Here is an 18,570-nt window from a genome sequence, read left to right on the forward strand (position 1 = left end):
GACGACGATGACGACGCGGCGGGACCAGCTCCAGTCGTACCAGTTCATGACCCAGCGGGTGATGTCCGCGTTCGTGATGCGCGAGACCGACCCGCAGCAGTCGCCGCTGCGCCGGGGCATCGGCGCGCTCTTCGGCGGGCTGATGGTCGCCGTCCTGGTCGCCGCCGGGGTGGGCATCTACGGGCTGCTCACCAAGGTAGGCGGGAACAGTTGGCGGCAGCCCGGCGCGGTGGTGGTCGAGAAGGAGAGCGGCGCGACCTACATCTACCTGGACGGGCGGCTGCACCCGACGCTCAACTACGCGTCCGCGCTGCTGGCCGCCGGCCGCCCCGGCGCCCCGGTGGTACGCGTCTCCGCCAGCACCCTCGGCACGGTGCCGCGCGGGGTGACGATGGGCATCCCGAACGCCCCCGCCTCGCTGCCGGCCGCGAACCGACGGGCCGGTCTGCCGTGGACGGTCTGCTCGACCCCGACGACCGACGACACCGGCCGCACCACCGACACGGTGACCCTGGCGCTGGCCGCCCGGCCGGCCCGCGGGCGGGGCGTCGGCGACGACGGGCTGCTCGTCAAGGACGCCACGCTGGGCATGAACTACCTGGTCTGGCACGGCCGCCGGCACCTGGTGCAGGGCTCCCGGGTGGTCGTGCCCGCGCTGTTCGGGGCGGTCACCCCGACCCCCGTCGGCACCGCCTGGTTGAACGCCCTGCCCGCCGGGGTAGACCTCGCCGCACTGCCCGTCACCGACCGGGGGAAGCCCTCCCGGGAGGTGTCCGGGCGACGCAACGGCGACGTGCTGGTCGCCCAGACCGCGTCCGGCCCGCAGCACTACCTGGTGCTCGCCGACGGGGTCGCCCCGATCACCCCGGTGCAGCAGGCCATCCAGGTCGGCCAGTCGGGGCGGCAACCCGTCCCGGTCGCCGTCTCCGACGTCACCTCGCTGCCGAAGAGCCGGCAGGTCCCCCGCACGCCGGACCGGGGCCAGCCGCCCGCCACCCCGCCGAAGCTGCTCGCCCCCGAGCCGGGGCAGCAGATCTGCGCCGCCACCGCCGACGCCGGCATCCCGCCGGAGTTGACAGTGGGCGGCACCCTGCCCGACGCGGACCGCGCCGCACCTACCGGTTCCGTCTCCCCCGACGGCATCCCGCTGGCCGACCGGATCGCCGCCCCCGCCGGCCGGGTCACCGTGCTGCAACTGCTCGGCAGCCCCGGCGCATTCAGCATCGTCACCGACCTGGGCATCCGGTACCCGGTGCCGTCCGCCGAGGCGTTGCGCCTGCTGGGCTACCCGGCGGAGGGGGCGCTGACGGTGCCGCCGAGCCTGACCATGCTGGTACCGACCGGCCCCACCCTGGACCCCCTGGCGGCGGTCCGGCCCGCGCCGATCACCACCGGCGGCTGACCGGCCCCGGCGCACCGGGCCGTCCGCCGTGGTGGGTCAGCGGCCGGGCGTCGGATCGTCGAAGAGCTGCACCGGCGGGCCCGGCTCGGTCGGCGGCGTCGACCGGGCGGGTGCCGGCGCGACGGCCGCCCGCCAGCGGCGACGCCGTACCCGGGGCAGGGTCAGCGCGACGGCGCACACCACCAGGACGGTGGCGAGGGCGAGCACGGTGCCGGCCAGGGCGATCCGCCGGCTCTCCCGTACCGCCGGGTCGGGCCGGTCGTCGGCGGGCCGGAACCGGGGCAGCGGGGCCGGCCGGGCCTGTGGCAGCAACTGGTCGTTGACCGCCCCGTACGGGTTGACCGTGCCGTGGCCGTACTCGGTGCGGTCGGCACCGGGGACCGCCGTCACGGTCAACAGCCGGACCAGTTCGCTACGCGGCGTACCGGACCGCTTGGCGAGGGTCAGCGCCCCCGCACCGGCCACGAACCCGCAGGCCAGTGCGGTGCCGTCGGCGGCCTCGACCAGTCCTTCACCGCGCTGGGTGGTGGTCACCGCCACACCGGGCGCGACCAGGTCCAGGTACGGCCCGTACTGCGACTTCGGCCAACGCCGCCCGTTCGGGCCGATCGCCCCGACGGCGAGCACCTCCGGGTAGCCGGCCGGGTAGGACACCGGGTTGCCGTCCCCGCCCCGGTCGCCGCTGGCGGCCACCACCAGGACACCCCGGTCGACGGCCCGCCGCACCGAGGTCCGCAGGGTCGCGCTGTCCCGGTCGGCGGCCACGGTCACCGCGACCACCCGGACACCCCGGTCGACTGCCCAGTCGATGCCCCGGGCGAGCACCGCCGGGTCGACCGGGGCGGCCCCGAACGTCCGGTCGTCGACCACCCGTACCGGCAGCACCCGGGCGCTCGGCGCGAGGCCCGCGAACGGCGACCCGTCGGCCTGCCGGGCGACGATCAGCCCGGCCACCCGGGTGCCCTGCCCGGTGCAGTCGGTGTCGGCCGGGCCGCTGCCCCGGACCGCGTCGAAGCCGCTGCCGACCCGCCCCCGCAACTGCGGGTGGTCGGCGTCCACTCCGGAGCCGAGCACCGCGACGGTCACCCCGGCCCCCTGGCTGAACGGCCACACCTGCTCCGGGGCGAGCACCTGCTGCGCCCAGGACGGCGTGCCGACCTGCCCACCGGCCGGCGCGCAGTCGGGTGCCGCCGTGGCGGGCCGCACCGGGCCGGCCAGGGTGACGGCGACCAGCCCGACGACGAGCCCGCCAGCCACCGGACGCATCCGGCCAGATGTCACCCGACGACGAGCCCGCCGGCTCACGTCGGAGGCCGTCGGCGACCCGGCGGCAGGAGGGCGACCGCCCGTACCGGTCCGGTCGTCCGCTTGCCGGCGGACCGGCGCGTACCCCGTCATGTGTTCCTCCGTCCCGGTCTCACGCCGCCGGCCGCCGTCGGGCGGGTGGCAGCGCCGACCCGGTCCGCTCGTCGTCGACCCGACCGACCCGGCCCCCGGCCACCGCGCCGACGGCCAGGTCACGCAGCGACCCGGGCACCGCCCGCAGGTCGTGCCAGAAAACGCCGAAGGTGTCGGCGCAGCGGTGCAGCAGCCGGTCGGCCACGTCGGCGGCGGTGTCGTCGTCGCGGGCCCGGGGGTCGTCGTCGTCCCAGTACCAGACCGACCCCTCGTCGCCGCCGGCCACCCGCACGGCGAGCAGGCCGCCCTGCACGTGCCCGACGGCCAGGAAGTTTGCGGTGAACCGGTCGGTGAACCAGGCGTTGGCGTGGCAGAGGTCCTGCATCCAGTCGGCCCGGACCACGCCGAACAGCGGCTGGTCGACCACGAACCCGAACCGGGGGTGCACGGCCGGCCAGTCCGGCCAGCCGCCGTTGGTGCGGGCCAGGAAGTCCCGGTAGCCCGCCGGCAGGGTGAAGCCGAGGCGCTGCTCGACACGGGCCACCGCCTGCGGGGTGAGCCGTTCGGCGAACCGCAGCGGCGGCGGGGTGGCGGTGTCCACCGGCAGGCCGCGCCGTCGGTGGTCGGCGTCGCCGGTGCTCACCCCGCCCAGGTGCCGCAGTGCCGCGTGCAGTTCCGCCGGCACCAGCGCGATCCGCCGGCCGCGCGCCAGGTGCGCCCAGACCCACCCCGCCGGGGTACGTCCCGACGCCTGCGGATCGGCCGGGTCCGGCACCGCCAGGTTGGCGGTGAGCACGTCCAGCACCCGGGCCTCGTCCACCCCGATGCCGGGCGGCAGCGGCGGCAGCTCGACCACCGCCCGCGCGTACGGCGTCCAGTCGGGAAAGCCGTACGGGTCGACCGGCACCCCCTGCCGGTAGCGGACCCGCAGCATCGGCGCGACCGGGTGGGCCACCCCGAAGGCGTACCGGGCTGCGGGGATCGGCCCGGCCCCGCTCACCGGCCCCACCCGGCATCTGTCGACCGCCCGGCGACGGCCCCGTCGGGGTCCGTCCCGTCGGGGGTGGGCCAGAGCAGGAGGAACGGGACCTGGTCGGCGGGGACGGTGACGCCCGTCGGGGAGTCCGGGTCGACGGCCAGGGCGTGCCCCGGCGGCCAGACGGTGAGCAGGGCCGCCATCGTGGCCCGTAGGCTCGGCGTGCCGTCCGGGTAGGCCCGGGCGAAACGTTCCGGTGCGGTGAACACCTCGATCACCGGTGTCTCCCCCGCGCCGACCGCACGCCACGGGAAGTCCGGGTCGACCAGCCGGGCCGGGTCGGCCACCGGGGCGGCGGTGGGGAGCACCACCAGCGCGTCGAGCAGCGCGTCCAGGTAGCCGGCGGAGTCGCCCCGCTCGGCCGCGTCGAGCAACAGCGCTGCGGTGTCCGGCTCGTCTGCCGGCTCCGGGGCGGGGGTCGGCGGGGCGAGCCAGGTGGCCGGGTCGTCCACCCCGCCGGCCGTCGCGGCGGCGATCTCGTCGTCGGCCGCCGCCTCGGCCAGCTCGGTGAGCAGCTCCGCCCCGGCGGGCACGGTCAGCTCCCCGTCCGCCGCCGCCCGGACCGCCTCCACCGGCAGGTACGCGTCCAGCGGGGTGCCCGGGTTGACCGCCAGCCGCCAGCCGGCCACCGGCCACCGTTCGCACAGCTCGTCGTACCCGGTCACGGTGTACGCGTCGGCGACCCCGGCGACCTGCGGCACCATCGCCTCAAGCGAGGTGAAGACCGGCAGGAACGGCTGTCCGAAGAGGTCCATCGTGACGAACCGCTGACCGCCGTCGGCCGGGTCGTCGTCGCGCAGCTGCGGAAGGAACAGCTCGGCCCGGGTGAGGATGCGGAAGAACCCGGTGCGGTCGTCGTCGCGCGCCGCGCGCAGCAACGCCCGTTCGGTGTCGTTGGCCGGCTGCCACGACTCGTCCACGACGGGTCTCCCTCCCTGCCCGGTACCGACCTGAGCCTAGCGATGTCCCGACGACGGGCGGGACCCGCAGCGGGCGCACGCTAGGCTACGGGCCGGTCGCCGTCCGCCCACGTTCCGCAGGAGGTTCCATGCGACGTGTCGTCGCGGTCGCCGCCCTGGCCGCCACTGTGGCCGGTTGTTCCGCCGACCCGTCGCCCGCCCCGGCACCGGACCCGGTGGAGTACGTCGTCACGCTCTCCGTCGAGGTGGTCGGCGGCGGGGGTGGGTTGTTCGGGATGGCGGTCACCTGGGGGCACAGCACGGTGGAGACCCAGTACGCCACCAGCCTGACCTGGGCCTGGTCCCACGCGGTGACCCTGCGATATCCGGACGTCGAACGGGTGTGGGTGTCGGCGACGCCGCAGGCCCGGCCGGGGGTCGACGAGCGGTTGGCGTACGCCGGCGGGACACCGACGTTGCACTGCACGATCCTGTTCGGCGACCGGATCGTCGAGGAGCAGACAAGCATCTCCCCGACCTGCGCGGCGAACCTGTCGGCCAGCCCACCGGCCGGTAGGACGTCCACCCCCGCGCAGCGGTCGGGCGGCGCCGCCGACTGATCGCGTCCACCCCCGACGGCTCAGCCCAGGCGGTGCAGCGCCCCCACGTACGCGGACCGCACCGCGGCCAGCCGGCCGGCCCGGAACCGGCCCGGTTCCCGCTGGTAGACCGTACGGCCCAGGGCCGTCCAGACCGCCGTGAACGGCACCCGGGCACCGCCGGGCGGCACGAACTTCACCACCTCGTCGAGCGCGGCGACGGCCGCGGTCAGCCGGGACCGGCACCGCAGCCGGTCCGCCTCCGGCAGGGTCTGCGCCCCGGCCGGCACCCCCCGGGCGTGGTTCTCGGCCACCCACAGCCACTCCCCGGCGTCGATCAGCCGGGACGGCTCCGGGCCGCCGTACCGGAAGCCCTCCTCGACCCCGACGGGCGCGGCGGGCAGCCGGAACAGGAACTCGCGGGCTGTGCCGCACCCCTGGCACGCGCCGGTGTAGCGGCGGGCCAGGTCGCCGTCGGGCAGGGTGAGCACGGTGGAGGCGCGCGGGAAGCGCCCCTGCCCGCAGCCGCACGGTTGCAGGTCCATGTAGAGGTGGGCCTCGTGGGTGGACCGCGCGGCCAGCGGCGTCACTCGGTGTCCCGGTAGTGGCCGGTGTCCGGATCGAGGCCCATGATCTCCCGGGCCTGACGCATGTACTCGCGCTGCGCCTGCGCCGACGGCGGCCGACGCTGCGCCGAGTCGGCACCCTCGGGGGTGAAGTCGGCGTCGTCCACCTGGTGTGCGGCCTGCCACCGGGCGTGCAGGTCGGCCAACTCGCGCAGCCGGCGCTGCCGCTCCGGGTCGTCGGTCATCGCCATCGGGTCACCTCCGGATGCCGTCCGCCGCCGGGCGACTGCCCACCCGAACCGACGGAGCGGGGCTCGTCTCTGCTGGCCGGCCGGTTCCGGCGGTCCGACCGGTCACGGCAGCGGACGCTCCACCCGCTCGGCGACGGTCTCCCGGACCCAGGTCGCCGCCCGGTCCGGTCCACCCGTGACCGTCCACCGGTACACGTCGACCGCGGAGCGGATCTCCAGCAGGTAGTAGTCGTGCGACCAGAAGTGCAGCGTCCAGCTTCCGTCGGCCCGCCCGGCGAACGTCGGGGGCCCGACCGGGGGTGCCGACGGCACCGGGAAGACGGTGCGGAAGTGGTCCGGGTCGCGGACCAACCATCCCGGCGCAAACGCGGGGGTCGCGGAGAACGCGTAGCCGAACCGGCCGTCGGGCGTTGCGCCGGAGTGGAGGACGGCGAGCAGTTCGGCGTACGCCACCGGATCGAGGTCCACCCCCACCCGCCGGCCCAGCGCCGCCATCGTGGCCGGCGAGTTCAACACCAGACCCGCGCCGACACGGGGGAACAGCAGGCCGAAGGTCGTGGTCACGGCACCGTTCGTGCCGACCACCTCGACCACCTCGTCGACCCAGCTCTCCCGCGCCACCGCCCAGTCCGCCGGCCGCGCCTCGTAGCCCATCTGGGCCGTCTCCAACCCCAGCAGGGCCGGCCCGCCGAACGTCCGCCTCACCCGTTCGTCGGCGGTGAAGACGGCACGTTCGAGCATGTCGATCACCCGTTGGGTGTCCATCCACTCCTCCGTACCTGGCTGGGGTCGATCGGCGGGCCGGTGCGCCCGGCGGCGGACACGCCGGTCACGACGGCACCCAGGGCATCCGGTTGAGGTAGAGATCCAACAGGATCTGCAACCGGCGACGCCGGAACCGGCCGGGTTCCCGGTGGTAGACCGTACGGCCCCGCACCGACCAGAACGCCGACTCGGGCACCGCCTCCCCGTCGGCCGGGAGGAACTTGCGCACCTCCTCGATCGCGGCCACCGCGGTCCACAGTGAGTCCGCCGCCCCGGTGTCGTCCCCCCGGGCGTCCGACGACGACCACGCCTCGACACACCAGTCGGCGACGAGCATCCACTCACCGGGGTCGAGCAGCAGGGAGGGGCGGGCCCCACCGAACCGGGTCCTCGGACGCGGCCCCGGCGGAGCCGGCCCGTCGCCGTCCTCGGAAACCTCGAACAGGAACTCCCGGTTCTCGCCGCAGTCGGCGCAGCGGCCGGCGTACCGGTGTGCTCGCCGCGACCGGACCGTCACGGGCCCGTCCCGCCAGGCGGTTTCCATCGAGCCGCAGTGCGGGCAGGGGTGCAGGTCGAGATAGACGTCGGCCTCGTCCCGGGTACGCAGCGCCGGCAGCATCACGCCCCCCTCGTCGTACGGGTTCCCGGCCGGTCGGGTTCTCCACCGGCCGGGGTCATCGGTCGGTGCGGCGGCGCAGGTCGTCGGCCAGCTCGCGGGCCAGCTGGCTGAGCGAGCCGTCGGAGCGGACCGGGCCACAGCTGAATCCGGGCCGGACCCGGGCCGCCAGTTCCCGCAGCATCGACGCGACGACCAGGCCACGGGCGCTCGACATCGACACCAGTCCGGGGGCGGCCCGACCGAGCCGTTCCTCGGTCCCGCGTCCCGCGTCGACAGTCGCCCGCCACTGGGCGGCCTTCTCGTCGAGCCCGACCCGGCGCACCGTCGTACGACCGCTGCCGTCCCGCTGGTAGTCGGGCCAGACCAGCAGCTCCCGGGCGGGGTCGGCCGGTGGGACCGGTACGGTCAGGTCGTCGTCGCTCATCACCACGTCCCCTCAGTAACCGGTGCCCGACTCAAGGTGCCGGGCGAGCTGCGTCGCCAGTTCCGCCAGCGAGTCGTCGGCCCGCACCGGCGGCGTGGACCGGCCGGGCTCGACCCGGGCGGCGAACTCCTCCAGTAGGGCCGCCACGACGTGGGCGCGCGCCGTCGAGAAGGCGATCACGTCGTCGCCCGCCCCGGGCCCGTCCACCGTCGACTCGGCCGCCCGGCCGGACTCCAGGGCCCGTCGCCACAGGTCGGCCGCCTCGGCCAGCCCGACGGGCCGTCGTACGCCGCGCCCGTCGCCGGTCTGCCCGTAGTCGTACTGGCTGAGCAGGTGCACGGCGGCGTCCCGGTCCGGATCAGCGTCGGTCATCAGGCTGCGCCCTTCCTCGTCGGCACCCGCACGGTCGGCCGGTCGGCTCCGTCCCCACGCTAGCCGCCCGCCCCGGGACGGTCGACGTCGGGAGACGGCCGGTCGGGCGTCGCCGCGCCGGTGCCGCCGTCGTGTTCCCGCCCGCCCTGGACGGCATCGGGACGGAAGGAGGCGTCCGGACGGGACACGCCGTCGGGGCGGGAGGCGGCGTCCGGCTGCTGCGCCAGCACCGCCAGCAACTTCCGGGCCGCGTTGCCCGGCGGATACCCGGCGTCGAGGTGACGGCGCAGGTCGAGCGCCCGGTCGCGGTGCACCGCAAGCTCACTCAGGAGCCGCTTCACGTGCTCGGCCCAGACGGGGACCCGCTCGTCGGCCACCCGGTCCAGCAGCGTCCGCTGGTCCGCCGGGTCCACCGTGCCGTCCGGGCGGGTGATCTCCGCCAGTCCGCGCCGCCACGCGGCGACGGTCACCCCGTCCCGTACCGTGGCCGCCTCGCCCAGGGCGGCCGGCACGTACCTCGGATCCCCGAAGAACAGTCCCGCGCCGGTGCCCTCGCCGACCAGCACGGGCACCCCGGCGCGGGCGGCCTCGCTGGCCACCAGGCCGAAGCCCTCGTGGATCGACGGCATCAGCACCAGGTCGGCGGTGTACAGGTCGGTCGTCAGCTCCGGGCTGCCGGGTTTCACGAACGGCAGCACCCGGATCGCGGTCCCGGCGAGGTGGGCGAGCCGTTCGGTCTGCGCCGCGACGTCGGCGGGGGGCGCACCGCGCACGGTGAGCCGGACGTCGACCCCCTCGGCGCGCAGGTGGCGTACCAGTTTGGCGGCGAAGTCGATGCCCTTGATCGGGTCGGTCGCGCGGCCCTGGACGACCAGGTCGAAGCCCGCCTTGTCGGCCGGCCGGGCGACCGGCTCGCCCGGCAGGCGGGGCATGTCCGAGATGATCTCGTGGGTCCGGGGCGGGTGGGCCACCCCCTCGCCGGCCAGCCGGGCCGCCTCCTGACCGAGCAGCGGACCGACCCCGGTCACCAGGTCGGCACCGGCCATCAGGCGGCGTTCCGTCTCGGCGTGTCCCAGCCCCTCACCCGGGTTGCCGCGCAGACCGTCAAGCACCTCAGGCGCGGTGTGCAGCACGTGCACGTAGCGGGCCCCGGGGTAGAGCTGTTCCACCAGCAGCCGGGCCGCGCCGCCGCTGAACCGGGAGTGGCCGACCACGACGTCCACCTCGGGCGGCAGGTTCTCGAAGAGCATCAGCAGCGCCCGCGTGTCGGGCAGGCCCTTGGCGTCAAGCACCCCCCACACCTGTCGTACGCCTGTCACCTCCAGGTTGTCGGCGACACGTTCCCGGACCAGGTCCGGCCGGTCCGGGTCGACTGCGGACACCCGCGCGTGCACCTGCGCCCCGGCCGCCGCGAACGCCTCGGTCAGCTCCCGGTTCGCCGTCGGCACCCCGCCGAGCTTCGAGTGCCACTCGGTGCAGGTGGTCATCACCCGCAGCCGCCCGGCGGTCTCCCCGGCCGGGGCCGGGTTCCGGCGGACCACCTCGTACGGGGAGAGTTCGCCGTTCCAGTCACCGTCGGCGACCCGGCCGCCCCGCACCCCGGCCGCCGCCAGGCCGTCGTGCACGACCTGCGCGGTCGCCTCGGGCCCGAACCGGCCGGTCAGGTGCCGCCGCAGCTCCAGCGCGCGCTCGCGGCCGGCGACGGCCGCCTCGGTCAGCCCCTGGACACGGTCCGCCCAGACGGTGGGGGCGGACACGGGTTCGCCGACCACCGAATCCCGGCCCAGGCCGGTCGGGACCCGGTCGGGGTCGGTGAGCAGCCGGCCGGCACCGGTCGCGCCGTCGACCAGGACGGGGACGCCGTGCTCGGCGGCGAGGACGAATCCGGGGTCGTAGCCGTCGCCCCGGGACGACACCAGCACGACGTCCGCCGCGTGGAACGTCGCGGTGACCGCGCCCGCCTCCGTCGGCAGCGGACGGACCTCCACGAACGTGCCGGCGAGCGTGCTCAGCTCCCGGCTGAGCACCTGCCGCACGCCGGGATCGGACTCCACGCCGGTCACCACCAGCCGGGTGCCGTCCAGCCCCCGGGACCGCAACTCGGCGACCACCCGGGCGGCCTGCCGGTGGGCGGCCGAGTCACCGTCGTACACCAGGAGCCTCGGGCCGGAGCCGGGGCCGTCCCCGGGCGGCGGCACCGGGCGGGGCACGAACCCCGGCGTCACCTCGCGGATCTCCGGCATCCGCCCGCCCAGCCCGGTGAGCCCCTGCCGCAGCCCGTCCGCCACGTCCGGTCCGACGGCCACCACCAGGTCCGCCCGGGACAACACCCGCAGGTGTTCCGGGTCGGTCGGCACCCGGTCGAGGAGCTGCACGACCGCGGCGTCCGGGTAGGCGTCCCGCCGGACGTCCGCGATGCCCGCCGTCTGCCCGTGGCCGACCAGCACGTCCACGTCGCCGGGCAGCCCGTCGGGGCGCAGCAGCGGGCTCAGCGGCCCGGTGACGCCCGCGACGGGATCGGCACCGAACACCCGCACCCCGGGGGCCGGCGTCGACGGCTGCGCCCCCGGCACCCGGATTCTCAGCTCGTCGCCGCGCCCACCGAGGGCCTCGGCCACCCGGTGCACCGTCCCACCGGGGGTGACCCCCTCGGCGAAGCCGAGCATCCGCAGCGTCGGGGTCCGGGCCGGTGGGTCGGCACCGACGAGCGCCTCCCGGCCGGCGTCGCTCAGCCGCCCGTCGAGCAACCGCAGCCGGGCCGCCAGCCCCGGGTCGTCCGGGTGCAGCCCGAGATGGTCGCGCAGGGCCCGCAGTTCGGTGCGGGCGTACGTCGCCTGAGCCGGGTCGCGCAGCAGGTCGGCCAGCACCTCCGCCTCGGCCAGCCGGCCCAGGTCGTGCGGGCTCAGGCCGGCGCCGTCGGCGAGCGCCCCGGGGGTCAGCGCGTCCAGGGTGAACGGGTCCAGCCCGCCGGCCGCCCGCTCGCCGATCGCGGTCAGCTCGGCGGCCTCGTGGGCGACGGCCCGCGCCACGGTGACGTCCGCCGCCCGGTCGGACAGCTCGATCCGCCAACCGCCCCTGTCCGTCGGGACGGTGCCGTGCGGCAGGTCCCGGCCGTCCGCGTCGACCGGCACCGACCGGGCCACCGCGCCGTCGGGCAGCGCGTCCGCCGGCACGACGGTCAACTCCAGCCGTACGCCCCGCAGCGGGCTGTCGGCCGGCAACCGGCCCAGGGTCTGCCGCAGGGCGTCGTCGCCGAGCTGCCGTACCAGCTCCGACTCGGGGGTGTCCCGGCCGTACCCGTGGAACTGCGCGTCGGGGACGCGGGCGGCGGTGACCGGCGGATGGCCGCCGCTGAGCAGGCCGTGGATCGCCGACGGGTCGGGCACCCGGGGCAGCCCGACGGGGTACGCCGAGCGGGGGTGCAGCGGGCCGGTGTCGCTGACCGGCTTGACGCCCTTCCAGTCCGCGCCGAGCAGCGCCCGCTTGCCGATCCACGCGGCGTCCCGCCCCTGGTGGTGTTCCCCCCAGCCGGCCTGGCTGATCTCGAACGGGGTCGGGTACCGGCTGCTGCCGAACGGGTGCCGGGCCGCCCGGTCCAGGATCTCCCGGCCCGCCTCCCGCTGCCGGTACGCCTCGGCGAGCACCCGCTGCGGATCGGTGGTGCCGTAGCGGGCCCGGAGCCGGTCGGGGTCGACGGGGCCGTCGGTGGCGCGGTCGGCCAGCGCGATGTCGGCGTCCACCTCGCGCAGTTCGGCCCGGAGCCGGTCGAGCACGGCGTCCGCCCGGTGCCCGGTGTCCGGCGCCCAGTCGTAGCCGTCACGCGCCCACGCGTACCCGCCGACGGTCGAGGCGGCGTGCACCTCGATCCGCTGCACGCCCGACTCCCGGTACCAGTCCTCCAGGTAGGCGTTCCACTCCCGGGCGAAGCCCCGACCCTGCACGCTCTCCGCGAGCCGCAGCGAGGTGTGCTCCACGAAGAGAGTGCCGTCGTGGTCGCGCTGGAACACCCGCACGACCCGCCCGACGCTGCCGCGTTCCGGATCGACGATGTCGGCCCGGACGATCACCTGGTCCCGGTGCACACTGACGCTGTACTCGTCGGCCAGGTCGAGGCGGAGCCGCAGGCCGGCGAACTCACGCCCGTCCAACTGGGCGGCGACCTCCGCCCGGACGGCGTCCGACCAGGCCGCCACCTCCTCGTCGGAGGAGGGAAGCAGTTCGTCCAGCGAGGGTCGGCGGTCCTCCTGCCGCCACCGACGGTCGGTCCAGAGCTCGTCGTGACGGGAGTGGTCGCGTCCGTCGACGTACAGGGCGTCCTGCGGCTGGGGAGCCTCGGGGACCGGTTCCAACTGGTGGACGGGATACCCGCGCCGGGCGAGGTCGGCGTCGACCCGGTCCAGCTCCGCCCGGAGCCGTGCCTGGTCGATCGGGTCCGTCGCGGCACGCAGCTCCTCCAGCGCGTACCGCCGTTCCTCGGCGCGCAGCAGGGTGGCGGCATCCACCGCCGGGCCGGTCGGGCGCAGCCCGCCCCGGGCGGGTCCGGCCTCCCCCGTCGTCTCCCGGTACGACCGGGAATCGTCGGATGCCCATGGCCGCGGCTCACCGGGAGGCTGCCGGTCGACCGGTTCCGACCACCCGGCCGGAGCCCTCTGCGGATCGTCGCCCCGGGGTCGGCCCTGCCCCTCCGGGGCCGGCGGAGATTCCTCTGTCGACCGGAACACACCGGCGACCCGGTCGACGATGCGCCGCAGCCCACCCCGGGGCCGTTCGGGGGGCGGATCGGACGGGTGGAACCCGGCACTGTCCGTCGGGCCCCCGGGACCCCACTCCGCGAGCGGCGGGGGTGTGGCGGGGTCGGGGTGAACGGTCGGGGCGGGGCCGCCCCGGTCACGCAGGGGCGGTTCCACCCGCGCCGCCTGTTCCCCACCCAGGGCGTCCAGGTCGAGACCGAACCGTTCGGCGACGTCACGGCTCATCGGGCCGTAGAGGGTCCCCTGTCGTCGCTGCTCCGCCAGAGGGTGGGTGGCCTCCTCGATCGCCTGCCGCGCCCGCTCCACGAAGCTCTCTGGCGGCAGCTCGGCGAGCCGCCGGAGCATGTCCGGGGAGAGCGCCGACCGGCTGGTGGGCGCGACGTAGCGGCTGGTGACGTACTCCTGGAGCTGCCGGGGGGTGAGGTCGGCCAGCGACCGGTAGCCGTCGGAGCGCGGCAGGCGCGGGTCCGAGGCGTGGTCGGCCGAACGGAATCCGGCGAGCCCCCGCAGGAACTGCTGCTGCACGGTGAACGCCTGGAACTCACCCTCGAAGCGGAGGTTGACCAGGACGTCGTCCCGCGCGCCACGCGGAAGCCGGCCATCGGCCACCGCTTCGAGCAGGTGCGACCCGATGTGGTCCGGGTTCGGTTGGAGACGGTGCATGCCCTCGTGCAGCACGGTCGCGGCGAGGGCACCGATCGGTCGGGGCTGCCCGCCGTCCCCGGCGGCGATGAAGGTCAGCCCGTGCCGGGAGTCGAAACCACCACGCGCACCCTGCGCGATCCACTGTTCGAGGGCGGGCGTGTACGCCTCGGCCGGCACGAGGGCGCGGGCGGAGTCGGGGTCCTTCGGGATGACGCGGTCGAAGGTGTCGGCCGCGTGCCGCTCGAACGCCGGCCCGAGCACATCGCCGATCTTCGCCACCGCGATCGCCTGGTCGATGACGTGGAACCGGTGGGTGACCGGGTCCACGCTGACCACCCGGTGCGCCATCTCGACGGAGTTGAGCGGGTCCACCCCGTCCAGGTCCCGCCAGCCCGGGTCGGCGTGTTCCCCGCCCCGGGAGAAGTCCCGCCAGTCGCGGTAGCGGTCGGCGTACCCGTCGACCGCCCGGCTCAGCGCGCGTACCTCCCGCACGACGTCGCCGAGCGGGCCGCCGTCGCGGGCCCGGTCGGCAGCCGCCTGCAACCGGTCGGCCTGCCCGGCCACCGCGTCGAGGTCGGCGAGCCGGCCGGCGACCGCCGCCTCCGGGTACCGGGCGAGCAGGTTCTCCTTCGCCCTGCCCACCAGCTCGTGCACCTGCTCGGGCAGCTCCGCGCCGGTCCGGGTGCGGTGGGCCGGGAAGTTGCCGCTGGGCGCGAGTTCCTGACTGATCGGCAGCTCGTCGCCCGCCCGTGGCGGCCCGTCCGACGGCACGTCGACGACCCGGGGCGCGGCGGCATCCGGGTCGACGGTCCTGGGCGCGGCGGTGTCCGCAGGTGCGGGCCTCGGGGCGGGGGCGGGTGCTGCGGCGTTCGGGTCGGCCGGGGTCCGCTGCGCGACCAGCGCGGTCGTCTCCGCGCGCAGCCGGGCCACCACGGCGTCGATCTCGGCCTGGCTGCGCGGCAGGTAGGAGCCGTCCTCCAGGCGTACCGCGAGGTGTTCCCGGGCCCAGTCCCGCAGCTGCCCGGGGGTGGCCGGGTCGTCGGCGAGCAGGCCGCGCACCGTGTCCGGGGTCAGCGGTCGGGGCGGTGCCGGTGCGGGGGCGGTGGCGTCCCGGAAACCGACCGCGTCGGCGTCCAGCACCGGCGGGTCCGGCCGCGCCGGTGCCTCCAACGCCGCGAGTGACGGCTCCGGCGGCCTCCGCGCCGGTCCGGAGCGCGCCGGCCCGTCCGCTGGCGTCGCCCCGGCCCGTCCCCCCTCCGGTACGCCGTCCGCCGGCACCCCGGCCCGGCCGGGCCCGACCGGGCGGTCGAGCACCTGGTGGATCTCGCGATGCAGGGTGCGCCAGGCGTCGCCGAGCTGCCGGTCGACGAAGGCGGCCCGCGCGGCCGGGTCGGCCGGCAGGTGCTCCGGCAGGACGACCCCGGCCGGCTCCCGCTGCACCCACTGCCCGTGCTCGACCGCCATCCCCGGCCGCAGCACCACCGGCTGCCCGGGCGGCAGCGCCGCGTTGACCTGGAGCACCACCCCGACGCGCAGCCCGTCCGGGTACTCGACGGTGAGCAGGCGGGACGACTCGTCCCAGCTCGCCCGGTGCGGCTGGTCAACCGGCCCGGCGTCCCGGCCGGCCAGCAGCTCCCCGACGTGCCCGTCGAACGTCGACCGCACCGCCTCGGGCAGCGGCACCGCAGGCCCGACCGGGTGCGACCCGGCCGGCACCAGCTCGGCCGGGAGGTGTCCCTGCGCTACGCCGCGTAGCTGCCCCCCGGCGGCCAGCTCGCCGCCTCGGCCTGCATCCGCAGGATCTTGCCGTACGCCTTCCTGTACTGCATGTCCTCCGGCCCGTCCAGCACCTGCCCCTCCCGGGACGCCTTCTGGATGACCAGCCGACGGTCCTTCTCCGGGTGGCCGAAGCTGTACTCGACCTCCCGACTGTCCTCCCGGACCATTTCGAAGTCCACCAGAATCGCCATCACCGGTTCTCCTCGGCCACGAGTTGTCCAGGTCCTCTCCGGTCCGGCCGGGCGCGACCCGCTCCCAATTGAACAGGCTCTGGGCGTACGCGTGGGCATCCGGGTAGGTGGCGTCCGGGTGCAGCAGCAGGTAGCCCGACTCGGCCAGCTCGTGCTCCAGCAGGACCAGGTCGGGTTCGAGCGGGCGGCCCTCCCGCAGCCTGATCCACGCCTCCGCGATGTCCTCGTCCGCGTCGAAGCGTCGGCGGACCCAGCCGTCCGGGTAGTCCCGCAGCACGTGCTCGTCGACCATGAGGTGCTGTTTCACCCGGGCGATCTCGGCGTGGGTGAAACCTGTCGTGCCGCCGGGGCGGGCGACGGTGGCGAGGTTCGCCGCGATATCCGCGACGTCCCCCGGGTCGGCCCGGAACCGGTCGTAGGCCCGGTCCGCCCACTCCATCGCACGGAGCTCGTCGCGGGGACGGATCGAGGCCCCGCTCTGCGCGTCCCGGTCCCCGGGCCCCCGGTTCTCCGCCCCACGGTCCTCGGGGGGCCGGTCGTGCGGGGGCCGGTCGGTGGCCGGGCGGGCCTCGGGCCGGGGGTGGTCCGGGCGGGGGTCGGCCCGGGTCACCCCGGTCGGGTCCGTGGCCGGCCCGGTCCGGTCGACACCGGAGGCCGCCGCGTCGTCCCGGGTGGTCACCTGTGGTTCGGGGCGGTCGGCAGGCAACGGGGGCGGCGCGTCGTCAGGGTCCCGGCGTCCCGGGTCGGCGTCGGCGCGGACCGGGTCGGCGTCCCGGCCGGGCGGTGGGCCGTCGGGGCGGGTGGGAGCACCGTCGACCGGACCGCGCGGCGGCGCGGTGTCGGCCGGCGTCGGCCGGGTCACCGGGTCACCGGCCGTCCGCTCGCCGGGCGGCGGGGTCGACTCCCCCACCGCCCGGTCACCACCCGGGCGGGACCACTCCCCCGGCGTCCGCTCGCCCCCGGGCCGTACCGGGTCGGCAGGCGGGCGGGGCGGGTCGAGAGACGGGCGGGCCGGGTCGGCGAGGCGGGTCCCCGCCTCCGGGGTCCGCACCGGTGCGGGGTGGGCGGGCTGGCGCGGGCCGCCGCCGTCCCCGCCCCCGGTGCCGCCCGCCGCCAGGTCGGTGCGTTGCGGCAGGTCGGCCGGGGGCAGCTCGGGCCGTGGCGGGTGGGGGCCACCCGGGCCGCCGGGGGTGGGCCCGTCGCCGTCGACCACCGTCGGGTCGGGTGACCGGACGCCGTCGCGGGCGAGCACGGTGCCGTCGGCGGCGATCGCCCCGCCGTCGAGCCGTTGGCCGTCGCCGTCGACGTGGGCCCAGACCGCGCCCCGCTCGCTGTAGGTGACCCGCAGGCCGGCGGCCCGGTCGACGGCGGCCATCCCCTCGGGGAGCACCATCACGTCGCGCCCGATCCGCAGGTTCATCCCGCCGACCCGGACGGTCTCCAGCTTGTTCTGCGCGCCGAAGATGACGCCGGCCTTGGCCCCCTCCGCGCCGCCGTGCAGCATGTTCTGGAGGTCGAACCTCCCCTGGGCGGCGTCGGTCGCGCCGGTCACCAGGGCACCGGTGACCCCGCCGCCGATGACGTGGCCGGGGATGCCGCCGAACATCGACGCCCCGAACAGCCCGCCCTGCACGGTGGAGACGCCGAGCTGGCCGAGGTCGAGGCCGGCGCGTTCGCCACCGGCGATCTGGTACATCTGGCCCAGCAGGTTGCCGCCGCCCATGAACGCCGCCCCGAACGCCACCCGCTGGCCGAGGTACTTGGTCAGCTCCCGGCCGAAGGTGGTGGTGGCGATCTCGCGGGTCGCGTACTGGCTCAGGGTGGCCCGGCTGAGCTGCTCGAACGCCTCGGTGCCGGCCAGGCGTACCCCGCCACGGGCGGCGAGGTCGGTGCCGACCCGGGCACCGAACCTGCGCAGCAGCTGCTCCTCGATCTCCCGGGCGAGCTGGTTGCGGGCGGCGAGCAGGCTCCGCCCGGCCAGCCGTCGGGACTCCAGCCCGGCCTCCCGGCCGAGTTGGCGCAGCAGTTCCCGGTTGGTGACGCCGCGCAGCCACTGACCTGCCATCCGGTCGGCCACCGACCGGGCGATGACGTTGCGCGGCAGAGTGTTCCGGGCGAGGTTGCCGGCGCCCTGCCGGATCACCGTCGGCAGGGTCTGCCGGACGAGGGTGGGGATCTGGGTCCGCGCGAAGCGCGGCAACTGGGTGGTGACCAGCCGGGGCACCTGGGTACGGACCAGGGTCGGCAACTGGGTCCGCACCAGGGTCGGCAGCGTACGGGTCAGCAGCGCGGTCACCTCGGCGAGGGCGGCGCGTACGGAGATGCTGCCGATGGCGCGTACCGCGTTGGTGGCGGCGGCCCCGATCGCGGCCCGGCAGGCGGCGAACGCCCCCGGGATGCCGGCGGTGGACAGGCCGAGGGACGGGATGGCGGCGGCGACCAGCATGAACAGCGAGACGGCGAGCATGATCAGGCCGAGCAGGGCCATGAACTTCATCAGCTCGATCTGGAGGCCGAAGCTCTGCACCGCCTCCTCCATGGAGGCGAGGGTGTCGACCGTGCCGGCGAGCGACTCCAGGTAGGACAGCCACTCCCGGGTGAACACCTCGGCGGCCCCGTCGCCGCTCCAGTTGGTCAGGATGCCGTCGGCGGCGTGCAGCGCCTCCTCGTAGCAGGCGGCGAGTTCCTGGGCGGCGGCCCCCCAGGCGTCGGAGAGCTCGTAGACCGCGTCGATGTCCGACTCGGGGATCTTGCCGATGAGGATCTCGCCGACGGTCGAGCGGACACCCGGGATGGCGGCTTCGAGGTCGGAGAACCACTCCAGGATCTCGGCGAGGGCGTGGTCACTCTCGCTCACGCGGGGTCCTCCCCGG

At 76.2% G+C, this 18,570-nt stretch carries 12 protein-coding genes; 2 read left to right on the plus strand and 10 right to left on the minus strand.

Annotated features, from left to right (window positions below; translation table 11 throughout):
• The first annotated feature begins 7 nt into the window (after positions 1–7).
• Entirely contained in the window at positions 8–1,402 is a 1,395-nt protein-coding gene (eccB, locus tag Q2K16_RS15110; protein WP_302746177.1) for a type VII secretion protein EccB, read from the plus strand.
• Between the two features lie 36 nt (positions 1,403–1,438).
• On the opposite strand, the gene Q2K16_RS15115 is transcribed toward eccB, so the two are convergent.
• The 3 genes from Q2K16_RS15115 to Q2K16_RS15125 form a co-directional block, all read right to left on the minus strand.
• Entirely contained in the window at positions 1,439–2,668 is a 1,230-nt protein-coding gene (locus Q2K16_RS15115; protein WP_302746180.1) for a S8 family serine peptidase, read from the minus strand.
• A 151-nt stretch (positions 2,669–2,819) separates the two neighbouring features.
• Positions 2,820–3,800 (minus strand): SMI1/KNR4 family protein, encoded by a 981-nt coding sequence (locus Q2K16_RS15120; protein ID WP_302746182.1) that lies wholly within the window; start codon positions 3,798–3,800, stop codon positions 2,820–2,822.
• Positions 3,797–4,756, minus strand: coding sequence for an SseB family protein (locus Q2K16_RS15125; protein ID WP_302746183.1), 960 nt, complete (start codon positions 4,754–4,756; stop codon positions 3,797–3,799). Before Q2K16_RS15125 ends, Q2K16_RS15120 begins: the two co-directional genes overlap by 4 nt.
• 128 nt (positions 4,757–4,884) lie before the next feature.
• Between Q2K16_RS15125 and Q2K16_RS15130 the strand changes: the two genes are divergently transcribed.
• Positions 4,885–5,355, plus strand: a complete 471-nt coding sequence (locus Q2K16_RS15130) for a hypothetical protein (protein WP_302746185.1) — start codon at positions 4,885–4,887, stop codon at positions 5,353–5,355.
• 20 nt (positions 5,356–5,375) lie between these two features.
• Here the strand turns inward: Q2K16_RS15130 and Q2K16_RS15135 are convergent, their stop codons facing one another.
• The 7 genes from Q2K16_RS15135 to Q2K16_RS15165 all read right to left on the minus strand — a co-directional run bounded on the left by Q2K16_RS15135 (position 5,376) and on the right by Q2K16_RS15165 (position 18,554).
• Positions 5,376–5,924, minus strand: a complete 549-nt coding sequence (locus Q2K16_RS15135; RefSeq protein WP_302746187.1) for a hypothetical protein — start codon at positions 5,922–5,924, stop codon at positions 5,376–5,378.
• Positions 5,921–6,151: a hypothetical protein gene (locus Q2K16_RS15140; protein ID WP_302746189.1), complete on the minus strand. Its 231-nt coding sequence runs from the start codon at positions 6,149–6,151 to the stop codon at positions 5,921–5,923. The genes Q2K16_RS15135 and Q2K16_RS15140 overlap by 4 nt, the downstream gene beginning before the upstream one ends.
• 102 nt (positions 6,152–6,253) lie before the next feature.
• Positions 6,254–6,916, minus strand: a complete 663-nt coding sequence (locus tag Q2K16_RS15145) for a hypothetical protein (RefSeq protein WP_302746190.1) — start codon at positions 6,914–6,916, stop codon at positions 6,254–6,256.
• Between the two features lie 64 nt (positions 6,917–6,980).
• On the minus strand, positions 6,981–7,538 hold the full coding sequence (locus Q2K16_RS15150) for a hypothetical protein (RefSeq protein ID WP_489671887.1): 558 nt from the start codon (positions 7,536–7,538) through the stop codon (positions 6,981–6,983).
• 52 nt (positions 7,539–7,590) lie between these two features.
• Complete coding sequence (locus Q2K16_RS15155; RefSeq protein ID WP_302746192.1) at positions 7,591–7,959, minus strand: hypothetical protein; 369 nt, start codon at positions 7,957–7,959, stop codon at positions 7,591–7,593.
• 12 nt (positions 7,960–7,971) lie between these two features.
• Positions 7,972–8,331 (minus strand): hypothetical protein, encoded by a 360-nt coding sequence (locus tag Q2K16_RS15160; RefSeq protein WP_302746194.1) that lies wholly within the window; start codon positions 8,329–8,331, stop codon positions 7,972–7,974.
• Positions 8,332–8,390: 59 nt separating this feature from the next.
• A complete protein-coding gene (locus Q2K16_RS15165) occupies positions 8,391–18,554 on the minus strand; it encodes a glycosyltransferase (protein WP_302746195.1) in 10,164 nt (3,387 codons plus the stop codon).
• Positions 18,555–18,570: the final 16 nt, after the last annotated feature.

Origin of the sequence: Micromonospora cynarisoli, from assembly GCF_030518815.1 — a bacterium.
Lineage (GTDB): Bacteria > Actinomycetota > Actinomycetes > Mycobacteriales > Micromonosporaceae > Micromonospora > Micromonospora wenchangensis.